Annotated in this window: 6 protein-coding genes; all 6 read right to left on the minus strand. The window is 39.4% G+C overall.

Going from position 1 to position 13,111, the window contains the following annotated elements:
- Positions 1 to 107: 107 nt before the first annotated feature.
- Genes D0T60_RS08695 through D0T60_RS08720 form a run of 6 tightly spaced genes read right to left on the minus strand, consistent with a single transcriptional unit; the run spans position 108 to position 13,100 of the window.
- Positions 108 to 1,736, minus strand: coding sequence for a RagB/SusD family nutrient uptake outer membrane protein (locus D0T60_RS08695; RefSeq protein ID WP_239059526.1), 1,629 nt, complete (start codon positions 1,734 to 1,736; stop codon positions 108 to 110).
- A 5-nt stretch (positions 1,737 to 1,741) separates the two neighbouring features.
- Entirely contained in the window at positions 1,742 to 4,879 is a 3,138-nt protein-coding gene (locus D0T60_RS08700; RefSeq protein WP_163217790.1) for a SusC/RagA family TonB-linked outer membrane protein, read from the minus strand.
- A gap of 23 nt (positions 4,880 to 4,902) precedes the next feature.
- Complete coding sequence (locus D0T60_RS08705; RefSeq protein WP_163217791.1) at positions 4,903 to 6,564, minus strand: hypothetical protein; 1,662 nt, start codon at positions 6,562 to 6,564, stop codon at positions 4,903 to 4,905.
- Positions 6,561 to 8,273 (minus strand): DUF5108 domain-containing protein, encoded by a 1,713-nt coding sequence (locus tag D0T60_RS08710; RefSeq protein ID WP_163217792.1) that lies wholly within the window; start codon positions 8,271 to 8,273, stop codon positions 6,561 to 6,563. The genes D0T60_RS08705 and D0T60_RS08710 overlap by 4 nt, the downstream gene beginning before the upstream one ends.
- Before the next feature lie 11 nt (positions 8,274 to 8,284).
- Positions 8,285 to 9,817, minus strand: a complete 1,533-nt coding sequence (locus D0T60_RS08715) for a RagB/SusD family nutrient uptake outer membrane protein (RefSeq protein WP_163217793.1) — start codon at positions 9,815 to 9,817, stop codon at positions 8,285 to 8,287.
- Between the two features lie 13 nt (positions 9,818 to 9,830).
- Positions 9,831 to 13,100 carry a SusC/RagA family TonB-linked outer membrane protein gene (locus D0T60_RS08720; protein WP_163217794.1) on the minus strand — a complete coding sequence of 1,090 codons (3,270 nt, stop codon included), beginning with the start codon at positions 13,098 to 13,100 and terminating at the stop codon, positions 9,831 to 9,833.
- Positions 13,101 to 13,111: the final 11 nt, after the last annotated feature.

Here is a 13,111-nt window from a genome sequence, read left to right on the forward strand (position 1 = left end):
GGAGGGTGCATCTTTTGAGACACACCCTCAAAACAAGAAAACAATCTTAATAATCTTAATTCAATAAAGCATGTTGCCTTTCTGGCAATTTGTTATTATTAATACCGCTAATTGCTTTTGTTATTCAAATCCCAATTAATAAAATATCCTCCGGCCTTAATCTTTGCACGTATTTCATCGGGGTTAGCATATTTAGGACAAACTCTGTCGGCAATGATATCGAAATCGCCATATCTCCGGGCTATACGTATCATGGCCGGATAGATTTTTCCTTCGCAAGAGAATTCAAGCATCATTTCATCAAGAATGGCGAGATCGTTATCCTTGGCATTTTTGGTAAATTCGCGCATGCCTAAACTATGTACTCCACGAATTCCTTTATCCGGATATTTACGAGTACCTAAAGTGGTATGATTGGAAGTCCAGTCGTCTGTAAAGCCATCCCAAAATACGCCACCACTGGGGAAAGAACCATTCAATCCGTTATTTATTAAAGCGGAGGCTTCATCGTATCTTCCCAGGTTGTTCATTGCCTCGGCCAACATGAAGTAAAGTTCGCTTCCACGATACGTATAAATATGTACATCATCCTGATAAGCAAAAGTACGTACTGCACCTTTTACCGGGCGGAATTTCTGAATAACATAATTTCCGGCATTATCCTTAGTAAATGTAACCGAGGTACGTCTATCACTGCCGGCTCCTCCCAGCGGATTAAAATCCGAATCGGAGAAACGGTCCATACCTACCTTAGAGGGTGCCAGCAAATACTCATTAGGCGACTCTGAACCAAAATGCTTCAGCAAGCTATTTGTTTGATTTTTCTGATAATCATAAATAATAGCAGATACGGTTTCTTGTGGTGCCGGATTGGTATTGTTCCAGATAGTGGCATATACACCTCCTATTTTATCATTGTGCATCCAGGCAGTAGCATCATTTACTGTAGAGGCGAATTTCTCATTCATGGCATTCAAAATCAAGTTAGCCGCTTTTTGATAGTCGCCGCTCCACAAACAAAGTTCCGCATAAAGAGCAAAATACTCGGGGGTCATATAATCCCAATAACGGTAATTACTTTTAGCTACTTCTGTATCAGGATCCAACCATTCTTTCCACGACATTGTGTGCTTTCCGTTGATTCCATCAAAGCCTTTGTCCAACAAGTCTTTACAAGCAACAACTACTTCATCCAGCTTCTTTACTTCCGGAAATTCGGGTAGTTCCGGTTTCTCGCGCATAGCTCCGTCGTACCAATAAGCCTCTCCATATATTTTGGCTATATTCAAATAAGTCCAAGCCTTTACACGCAACGCGCAACTCACCAAAGCTTCGTAATGAGATTTATTAATAGACGCTGGGTTCTTTTCTTTATAATCATATAGCTTCAGCAGGTAATCATTGCAGGCAATTACTACATCATAGTAAGGAGCCGGATCGGCATACGAGTTTCCGGTTAAATCCGTATCGTAATTGTACAAACTGTAAAGTTCAACAGGCGTATTAAATGTAGGTTCCAACATTTCTCCTCTGATGTCGGTCAGATAAATAATCTTATCGCCCACAGCCTGCATCTTTGTTATAATACCAATGTAGCCCGAGTACATTTCACTTTCTTCATTGATATAATCGGTATGATCCAGTATGTTGTCAGTATCTACATTGAAGAAATCATCGCAAGCAGTAAGTGTCATCACCAGACACAGCAATCCATATTTCAAGATATTCTTTTTCATTGTCATTAGAATTTCAAGTTTACACCTATTTTAACTGATTTAGGTTGCATCAGTTTTGCATAATCAAATCCTTGAGTAGCGTCTCCATAAGAATAAGAGAACTCCGGATCTAATCCTAAGTATTTCGTTGCAGTCAGCAGGTTTTCGCCTGTTACATAGAGTGTTCCGGAACGAATAAAGTTCAAGACTTTCTTATCGAAACTATAACTGAATGTAATACTTTTCATTCTTAAATAAGAAGCATCTTCAATCCAACGAGAAGAGAAGTCGTTATTCCCTATCGGATCACCCCATTCTGCACGAGGCATATCTGTAACCTGCCCTTCGAGATTCCAACGGTTTACCGCAGAAATACTTTGGTTTCCGAATGTAGAGAGCGATTCCAGGCTGCGTCTTACTGCATTATATGCTTTATTTCCTTTCGAGTAAGAGAATTCTGCCGAAAGCCCGAATGACTTATAGTTAACTTGTGTATAGAAACCTCCGAAGAAATTAGGAGTTGCATTTCCTAAAGATACCCGGTCTTTATCGTCGATACGGCCATCCTTATTCTGATCTACATAATGTACATCACCGGCTTTGAAAGCCTGCCCTTTCTGGTTTATTAATTTAGCCGCATCAGCTTCGGCCTGAGTAGAGAATACTCCAACTGCCTGATAGCCATAAAACTCATAAGGGTTTCCGCCTACTTGGGTAGTCAACTGCACGCCATCATCATACTTAGTAGTCAGTTGATTGATACCTCCCAATGATTTTACTTTGTTCTTGTTTTTGGCTATATTTCCACCTACAATCCATTCAAAGTCTTGTGTACGAACCAACGAGGCTTGCAATGCAAGTTCAACCCCTTGATTTTCTATTTTCCCTAAGTTATCATACAGTTTTCCTGTTCCGAAAGCAGAAGAGTGTGGGGTAGCAAAAATAACATCTTTCGATTGGTTATTGTAGTAATCGAATGATAGATCTATGCGATTGTTTAATAAACTCATATCAAATCCGAGGTTCAGTTTAGCTGTTTGTTCCGGCTTCAACTTGGTGTTCGACAGGTTGGCACGCACAATACCCGAAACTGCCTGATAAGGAAGACTGCTGTAATAGAATTTACCTAAATTAGATGAAAAGCGGCTATTACCGGTTAACCCATATTCGACACGTACATTCAAACGATTCACCAAGGTAGAGTTAGACAACGGAAGCCATCCTTTACCCAACCAAGTTAACCCAACAGAAGGATATACAAAGAAATGATCGCCATACGTTCCGGCAGATGAGGCTCCATCTACAGCCATATTAACCGAGGCAGCAATCATATTATTATATGTATAATCTGCGTGCCCGTAGAAGTTCATCCAATTCCATTTTTCCAGATAACCATAAAAATAACGGCCAACAGCTTGTGTACTTCCTAAAGTCTGGTAGAAGTCATTCGCTGTATTACGTCCTACTCCTGCATCGTATTCTTGTTTAGCCATTACAGCTTGTACACCTACCAAAGCATTCAGGCGATGCACACCATTAAATACTTTCTGATAACGTCCATTAAGATTGTAATACATTGTAGAGTTCTTTCCCGTTCCCTCTTTTACGGTATTATTGGCTTCGCCATACTGATTGAAGAAAGGAAGAATACTTTGATCTGTAAGTCCCGGAACAAAAAGATGTTCGCTGTTATAATTATAGTACAAACCTACTGTTCCGGTTAGTGTTAGTTCCGGAAGCAGTTTATAAGTTAATCCGGCTCTTACATTCACATCATACTGACGGCTACGACCATCCAATGTATTTACAATAGCTAAAGGATTACTAACCGCAAAATCCATGTTTTGATTATGTCCATAATAATAAGAGGAATAAACAGAAAGGGCATTACCGGTTTCATCGTAATTGTAAGGGCTCAATAAAGGAGCGCGCGAGTAAGCAGCCAACAACGGATTTGTTTCAGCAATCATACCTTGCTCCTGGTAAGTGCCATTTAAGTAAGCTAAACCAATAGTAGCAAACATTTCCACATTCTTACTGATCAACACATTGGTGTTCAACTGTGTATGATAACGTTGAGAGTTTGTATTCTCCAAGATACCATCTTCATGTGCATATCCTAACGACAGGTCATACTTAGCAATTTCGTCTCCACCTTCCACACGGAACAGGTTATCGGTTACAAATCCTTTTTTATAAATCTGATCTTGCCAATCGGTGTTGTTATTATACAAATAATAATATTTACTACTCGGATTGCTCAAGAATGGGAAGTTATTAAAGAAGTTCTCCATATTATCATAATAGGTCATCCCTACATCCGATAAGTAAGATTTGTAATCTATACCATTCATTAAAGGTAAACGCTTATTATTCCAATTTACTCCATACTGGCCATAAAAGCTAATCTTGGTGTTCAGGTCGTCGGAAGTAGCTCCGTCTGTTTCAATCAGGATTACTCCATTAGCTCCCATCGAACCATACATAGATGCTTCTGCTCCTTTTAATACAGTAACATTCTGGATGTCATTTATATTGTAAGCCTGAAAAATATCTCTGGTAAATCCATTGATCAGTTGCGACTCACGACTATCAGGTAAGTAGGGTACTCCGTTTATAACAATCAACGGTGCGTTCTCGCCAACTAATGATTGAATACCACGCAGGTTCATATAGCTACCTTCGCCCGGCATACCTCCGGTACGGGTTGTTTTCAGACCGGCTACCTGTCCGGATAAAGCACGGTCTATCTTCATGCTTCCCAGTCCAAAATCTTTCTTTGCTATATTTACAGCAGAGGTAAGTTCCGGCCTCGACTCTTCTACACGAAAAGGAAGTACTGCCGACTGATTATATTTATATTGGTCTTTCGGCATTAAAACAACTACCACCTCCGAGCGTGCATTTAGCTGCTGTGTTACCGGGTAATAGCCAACAGCCCATATCGAGATTTCGGTTGCTTCTTTCTTTAGTTCGAGTTGAAAAGTACCGTCTTTTCCGGTATTTACTTCTTCTCCACCCAATACAGATACAATAGCTCCTTCAACCGGTTTATTCAGCTCCGAGAGAACCTTGCCACTAATTTTGCGTACCTCCTGGCCACATACATCAGTAGTAGCCAAAAGAAGCAACAGAGCCATCATTATTGTTTTTATATTTTTCATATCTAATCTTAATCAATAGGTTGTTAATAACAGTTCTTTGTCGGTTTCAGGCACCAATGATGGAACATGGTTTTTGTTACCGTTCCCATTACTCCACGGAAAGTGATGGTTACCTCTACCGGTTCTGTACCTTCAATAGTAACAACTCCGGTTTTTCCGCCATCGCGATCGTAGTTACCTTTCTTTTTATCTGTAGCTTTGGTTGTATCATATCCTTCCGGATATCCCTGTCCGCCACGATCATAATGATAGGTAGTAGATGTTAGTTGAGAGGTGGTAATGGTAGTTACTTTCTTTCCATTAAAAGATACTTCTACATCATGCCCCAATTTTTGCTTAAATCCAAGACAAAGATCATATTCACCAGGCGGAATCATATAAGGAGTAGCCGTATATGAGCCATCGTTATTACCTATATATTGAAAAGGAACGAAGTCCATTGTATATTCGGCCTTTGTTTTATCTGCCAAATTAAAGTTAATCACTCTATTTTCAATTAAAGGAAATACTCCGGGCCAACCCGACCAGGCAGCAACATCCGTTTTCGCGTCTACAAATTCCAGGTTATCGGAACTAAAATACTTTCCTTTATCTGCCTCTGTCAGGTGTTCATACCAGCGCATGTAATCTTTCAAGCGATATATCAATACGTTGGTAGGTATTTTCATTGATTTCACATAATAAGCCACCCCGTTACTCATGGTTAAAGGACGAGTAAAGTCAACTTCCTGTACAGTGGTTCTCCATTGTTTATCAAATATCGAAGACAAGTCTTCTTTCTCGGTAAAATCTTGCTCGGTGTACTTCACTTTAAAGAAGGCCGATTGGAAAATCCAATTATCAATAACAGTATCTGCTCTTGCTTTTAAGGCATCGGTGGTTAACAATTTCCAGTCTCCTAATTTCTTCCAGGCATCATTTTGAGCTTTTTGTACTACCTCATTAGATGGAATCAACATGGTTGCGGTTAAAGATTCCGAAGTCAGATCAAAGCCTTTGGAAGTAAAATAAGGGTTCGTTACTACAAATATAGAGTCATACACTGTATTACCAGTATTATCTACTCCGATAGGAATACTTGCATTTTTATCAAAAATCAACTCTTCTTTCGAAAGCACCATTTCTCTAAAGAGAGAATAATCTTCTCCTAAATCTTTTATCACTTCATACATTGACTTTGGAGAGCTTACAAACGATTCCAGTTCGTAAATCCAGCCATTGGCAGCCTTGGTTATCTGCTTAACCTTTATTCCGTTGAAGTAATATGTCTTTTCTTTTAGTTCGCTTTCTTCTACTGCAACGTTCAGGTATTTACCATTCCACATCAGCACGCGTTGTCCATCATACAGGTTTGCCGGCGAAAGAGCAATATCCGAAACATGCGATTTAGCCATATAAGCCACATCATCGAGAGTACCAACCGCCCCCCTGCTTACCAACAGGGTGAACAGTTGATCCTTCTTATTCATTGTTTCAAAAACTCCTGTAGATTCAAACAGTTGATAGGTTGAATTTAATCCCGATTCTGTTTTTAAATACTCTATCAATGAGCTCTCAACTACGGTGATATTATCATTATTAATTACTTGTTCTTTCTTGCTATAATAAGAGTCCCAATCGTCTGAGCAAGCAAATATGCTGCCCAGAAGAATACTTGCTGATAGTATATACTTTATTGTTTTCATGGTTCTTCGGTAATTATGGGTTCAAATAACATATAATCCATCTGGATACGGAAACTCGAATTAGTACTTGCTGCCGGATCATTAACCAGAATCTTTAATGTATGCGTTCCTGTTTTTGTAAATTCCAGCGGTTCGTTTTCATCATATATCACATAAGGATATGTACCTAATGTTTTAGAAGGTACCGTCAGGTATGGAGCAAATGACTTTTTGTGTTCTCCATCGAAAGAGAATTCCATCATTCCTCCATTACTACCACTGGTAGCAGTTCGCATAAAGTCCATAGAATTAGCAAAACAGAAGTATAGGGTTACCTTGTATTTTCCGGTAATAATAGCAGGAGTTTTCATCTCAATATAGCCCTGATTACCTACATTCAGCATGATCTGATCTCCATATTTATTATTTTTCCAGGCATTACCACTCTTAGCTGTATGATATCCTACAGTGTTAAAGCTTCCTTTTACGCCCGAAGGGCTTACATATACATTATAACAAGCAAGATGATCTACCAATGTATTATATTCGGTACTTGAATGCACAGTTTGATAAACCTGATCTCCATCTCCATTAGCAGCCACATAAGCTGCTACTTCCGGATAGTTACAGAAGTCGAACTCTACTCTTGTAGGTACCACCGATTCCCATATAGGAAAATAAGAACTCACTTGATGCAACATCCCGTTTTTAGCTTGTACATCAGCGTATTTCTCTACAAACTGAGCGCGTACTTGCTCTCCTCCGTCATAATTCAGGTAATAGAGTTTATCGCTTTCCTGAGAGATCTCTATGATAGCACCTGCCATTGTATCCCACAGTTTCTTTTTTGCATTCCCATCAAAAGTTTGCAGTTCAAAAAGCGAGTAACTACCTTTCATTATATGATATCCTGTATAAAGGAATAAGTCGTTCTCTTTATCCGTATAATTGCTTCCGGCTCCCAGCTTCAGCACTAAATCGCTTACAGAAGTAACACCTACAGAGTTAAATGCTTCATCGGTAACAGCGAAAACCGTGTAATCTCGTTTTTGCTGAATAGTAATTCCATTAGGTTGCTTAATCTGTTCGTACACTACATTCAAAGAATCTTTCCAGGTGGTAAGTTCCAATGCTTCTGCAAAGATTTTATAACTACCATTATCTGTAATACGTTCATAAACGGTTTCTATCAAAGGATTCAATACCGCATTCAATACATAAACATATCCGTTTGAAACCTGAATAGAAGCTTCTTCTACATGTGCTTCCTTATTCAAATATAAAGAATTAAGACCACCTACTTCTGCTGCATCTTCACCAAAGGTTACAGTCAGATAATCATCCGATAGTGTTCTTTTTTCTAATTTACCTCCCAGAATAAACTCATCCAAGCTAATTGAGTCGCCAATAATGTGGTATTTCGCCAAACCACGGGCATACTCTTTACCCAAGTCCTGAATAGAGGTTACATTCTTTCTTTTATAGAAAGTTTTCACAGCCTCATTTCCCGGCACAAATACAGTAAAGGATTCATTCGCCTGATTTACTGCGTTGAATAAATCGGCATATTTAAGTACTTCTATCCATTCAGAGAACTCATCGGAACGTGTTTCAAGATAGGTCGAAACCGGGTTCACATCATAAATCTGATATGTTGAATCTTCGTATGGATCATCGCAAGAATAAAGTGCGACAAAGAGTAACAAGTATAATTTTACAATATTCTTCATAATAGCAGCTATTAATTTGTTGTCTTATAGTAAGGATTCTGCTCCAGTAGCTGATTTATTTTTATCTCATTTTCATGAATAGGCAAGTACCATGCATAAGTATTTTTTAGTACCGAACGAATCCAACTATCATTAGCCGAAGTATTATTCTCCATCACAATACCAATACATTTATCTTTATGGATTCCATCTTTAGCTTTAGATACACGTAGTAAATCGTACCAACGTTTTCCTTCGGCAGCCAATTCAATATCGCGTTCGTATAGTAGATATTCAAGCATGCTCCATTCATCTTCATCTTCAACAGCAATGCTCAGTTCCGATAAGTTAGAACGTACACGAATTTGATTCATAATATCCAATGCATCTTGCCAAGTACTTTCTCCTTTCCAAATAAGAGCCTCCGCTTTCATTAGCATTACATCGGCCATTCGGTATATAATGTAATTGGCATCTCCGTTTACACGTAGTGCAAGAGCATCGCGTATGTCTGTACCTCTGTATTTCCAAATAACAGAAAAATTGTCGGTACCATCTGTTACAGTAACATAAGCTCCAAAGAAGCTTCTGATAGTTTCTCCATTCAGCAAAGCCAATAATCTGTCTTCTTGTAAACGTTCCAGCATAAGCTCACCATACTGATAAGGTGCAGCAGAGGAAATTGTAAAATAATTGGCCGGGCTATTCGCAGTTTGTCCAAAAGTTGTATAATCCCAATTCATTTCAAAGATAGATTCATTGCTATTTCCCGGATTGAAAATAGTAAACCATTGCTCAGGAATAGACATAAATACAGGACGTTTAGGAGCCGTTGCATTAATCAGATAATCGGCATATTTAATACATTCATCATAATCTCCCGACCACAAGCAGGTTTCAGCCATCAAGGCATATAGTGCCCACACTGTAGCACGACCTTTGCTGGCACCGCTCCAATTTTCATGATCGAAAAATTCTTTTGCAGCGTTAAAGCTTAATGCAGTTTTCACATCTTCTTTTATTTGAGCGATAATAGCCTCTTCCGATGACTTCGCAATGGAATAAGGAGCCGAGTCGTCAATATAAGGTTCGAGCACCAAAGGAACTTCTTTAAAATTACGTACTAAATAGAAGTACATCAACGCACGCATAAAGTAAGCTTCTGTCTGGTGAGAGCGCATCGCTACTTCTGCATAGGTTTCATCGATCTCTGCCACTCCCGGAGCATACTTAATAACCGAATTGGCCATATTTAGCACCTTGTAAAATGCATTCCATTTGCACAAAGAAGAATCATCTGTTATCTGAAAGTCTTGCAGTTTACGTTTATCTACATTGTTATATGCATATATAGAGGCTCCACGTAGTTCTCCCCAATCAATCAGGAAAGGGGTAGTGGTACGCATATTGATATATCCAGAAGTCAACACAGCCTCTACGTCTTCTTTCGTTTTCCAGTAGTTTTCTGTTACCTGCTCATTTTTGGGCAGTATATCCAGCCAGTCGCTACAGCTACTCATCAGTATGCTTCCGGCCATTATAAATATATAAAGTATCTTTTTCATATTTGTTTTTCCTTTAGAAACTTAAGTTTAACCCACATGAGAACTGAATTGAACAAGGCGTATTCGCATTGTCTTCTGCCAATTTGGTAGCTTTACTCGGAATAGATACTTCCGGATCTTGTCCTGTATATTTTGTCCAGGTAAATAAGTTATAACCTGTAACAAATACATTCATTCTACTCATTCCCCAACGATCACATACCTTCTTAGGAAGATTATAAGATAAGGTCAGAGTTTTTAAACGGAGGTATGAAGCATCTTCCACAAAACGATCGGATCCTAAATAATTGTATCCTTCTTGATATAAAGCGCGAGGAATATCTGTAGCATCTCCTTCGTTTCTCCAACGTTTCAATACAGCTGTACTTTGGTTGCTTACACCGTACATAGATTCGTTATTTATACGTACCCGGTTAATTATTTTTTGTCCGAATCGTCCATGGAAGAAAGTACTCAACGTCAGTTGTTTCCACCGAACTGTAAGCCCGGCACCTCCGGTTATAACAGGCATATAGTTTCCTAAATACACAATGTCATATTCATTGATAACCCCGTCGTGGTTGATATCTTCGTATATCGCATCGCCCGGAAACACCATTGCAGTACCGTTTTTCATTACAATTGGTTTGCCTGAAACATCGTTCATAATGTTTCCTTCTTTATCGCGGGCATAAGTAGCCTCTTTATTCTGATATACACCTTTGTAACGATATCCATAGAAAGAGCCTAACGGATTTCCTTCTTCCACGCGTATAGCATAAACTCCGTTTCCAAAGTTATAGTTCTCTTGACTCATGTTTGAAGGCAACTCTGTAATTTCGTTGATGTTGCGGCTAAAGTTTACGTACCCGTTTACTTTCCAATCTTTTTTCTCGTAGAAAGTAGCATCTGTACGGAATTCCCATCCTTTATTATTCAACTTACCTGAGTTGTAATACTTAATCTTACTATATCCGGTAGTTGCAGGTACTTCTACATCTGTCTGCAAAAGATCTTTCACATAACGTTGGTAGTAATCGAATGTAAATCTCAACCGACCTTTGAAGAAACTAAAATCAGCTCCTACGTTATACTCTGTTGTGGTTTCCCACTTCAGGTTATCAAGTTGCATTCTAACCGGATGAATACCGGACATATCCATATATTCTCCCGAAGCACTAAAGGCACCCAGGTAAAGCGAAGCACCGCTTGCCGATTTACCACTCTGCCCTACACTTGCACGAATTTTAGCTTCTTCCAGCCAGCTTCTGGTATTGGCCAGAAAAGGTTCATTCTGAATATTCCAAGAGAAACCACCGGTAGGGAAATAGCCGGTACGATTATCTTTACCCATAGACGAGTTACTTTCCATGGTTACTGATCCCTGAAAAACATAGCGATCCAGCAATGTATAGTTCAATAAACCAATAGCAGAAACACTACGCACTTCCGACTCGCCAGATGCTGTTTGTTCTACTGTGCTTCCCACAATAGGATCGGAAAGGCCCGAAGAAGCATTACCGGAAGTAACACTCTTAAAATTCGAATCTTCTTTTTGCGAAGTACGAATCAACCCTGTGGCAATCAGATTATGCTTTTGGTTCCAGTTCTTAATATACATCAGTTTATTCTCTGTTTGCAAAGACATTTGGTCTGAAGTGGCATCTGTACTTTGATTTGCATACGGACTGGTCCATACCACACCGGTTGCCACCTGCGGCAAGAATTTACGATTCTTTGTATTACGCATATCCAAAGCTGCCCATGCCCTGTAAGTAAGACCTTGCAATATCGAATAATCTACCCTGAAAATAATTTTCGATACTTCCGATAGCGTATTATTAACACTCTCTTTGGCCATTGCTACCGGATTGTAATTATGTGCTTTCTTGTCATCGGTTTTAAATGCTCCTTCAAAATCATTTGTCTGATGAGAAAAGTATTGAGAAGTACGTTGTCCGTTTTCACCAATCCAGTATGGCGACTTATTAGGCATCTTACTGAAAGCCTCTGCACGTACATTCGACTCTTTAGGAGCCCAGCTCGCATCTGTGTCTGAACGAGAATAAGAGAAGTCTGCTCCAAATTTCAGTTTATTAGAGAAAGCATAATCAATGGCTAATGAGGTATTCAAGCGTTCTCTTCCGGTTCCAATGGTAGTACCTCCTTCGGATAAATAGCCTAAAGAGAAACGGTAAGTGGCCTTCTCTCCTCCTCCATCCATGGAGAAACTATTATCAGTGGTTAAGGCAGTTCTACGTACTTCGCTCAGCCAGTCTGTATCCTGATTGTATTCTTTAAAATAAGTCCAGTCGGGGCTATAACCAATCTCCGGTGTATCATACAATAGCTTCATATACCGGTTTCCACTTGTCATACCTGTATAGTTGGCACTATTCAAAATAGCTTCCTGCATCAAAGCGGTATATTGATTTCCATTCAGCATCGGAATTGTTTCCGGTTCATTTTTAACCGTAAACTTCGATGAGAAAGAAAAGCGGGTTTTTCCAACTTTCCCTCTTTTGGTTTTAATTACAAGCACACCGTTAGCTCCTTTGGTTCCCCAAATAGCTGTTGCTGCTGCATCTTTTAGCACTTCTATCGACTCAATATCCGATGGAGAAATATTCAGTAAAGCACCTAAATCTTCATCATTTGCCGTACTAAAGTCAAAATCTTCACTTATTTCAGTAGAGTATGGTACATCATCAATTACAATTAATGGTTCCGATGAAGCATTTAATGTACTGGTACCACGAATACGAATGGAGCTACGTGCACCGGGGTCGCCCCCACCAGTAATAATATCTACCCCACCGAGTTGTCCTTGTAAGGCTTCCTCAATCGAAGTTACCGGAGAATGAGCAATCAAATCTTCCATCTGCACTTTCTGAGTAGCCGACACCATTTCTTTCTGGGTGATACCCATGCTATTTCTGTCAATGCGTTTTCCGGTAATCTCTACTTGTCCTAACGATTCGACAGCAGACTCTAACCGCACATTCAGAACTGTTTGATCGGTGTATTTGATTCTTTGGGTTTTCATCCCGATGAACGAATAAACCAATGTTATATCCTTCTCATTTTCCGGTATCTGTAATCGATAAAAACCTTCCATGTTTGATATAGTACCTCCAAGCGAACGATTCTGGGAATTCACAACGTTAACATTTACTCCCATAATCGGTTCCACCTGTTTGCCCATCAGCTCTGTGATCTTACCGGACACCACGCGTACCTGTGCAAATACTTCTCCTGTACTCCAAAGAAGCGTTGCAATAAGTATATATTTTAATAATTTCATAATTATATAAA

This window comes from Bacteroides sp. 224 (genome assembly GCF_010500995.1).
Lineage (GTDB): Bacteria > Bacteroidota > Bacteroidia > Bacteroidales > Bacteroidaceae > Bacteroides.

Coding starts and splice junctions, on each gene's coding strand:
- D0T60_RS08695 (WP_239059526.1), bottom strand. CDS start 1,736: ATGAAAAAGAATATCTTGAAATATGGATTGCTGTGTCTGGTGATGACA.
- D0T60_RS08700 (WP_163217790.1), bottom strand. CDS start 4,879: ATGAAAAATATAAAAACAATAATGATGGCTCTGTTGCTTCTTTTGGCT.
- D0T60_RS08705 (WP_163217791.1), bottom strand. CDS start 6,564: ATGAAAACAATAAAGTATATACTATCAGCAAGTATTCTTCTGGGCAGC.
- D0T60_RS08710 (WP_163217792.1), bottom strand. CDS start 8,273: ATGAAGAATATTGTAAAATTATACTTGTTACTCTTTGTCGCACTTTAT.
- D0T60_RS08715 (WP_163217793.1), bottom strand. CDS start 9,817: ATGAAAAAGATACTTTATATATTTATAATGGCCGGAAGCATACTGATG.
- D0T60_RS08720 (WP_163217794.1), bottom strand. CDS start 13,100: ATGAAATTATTAAAATATATACTTATTGCAACGCTTCTTTGGAGTACA.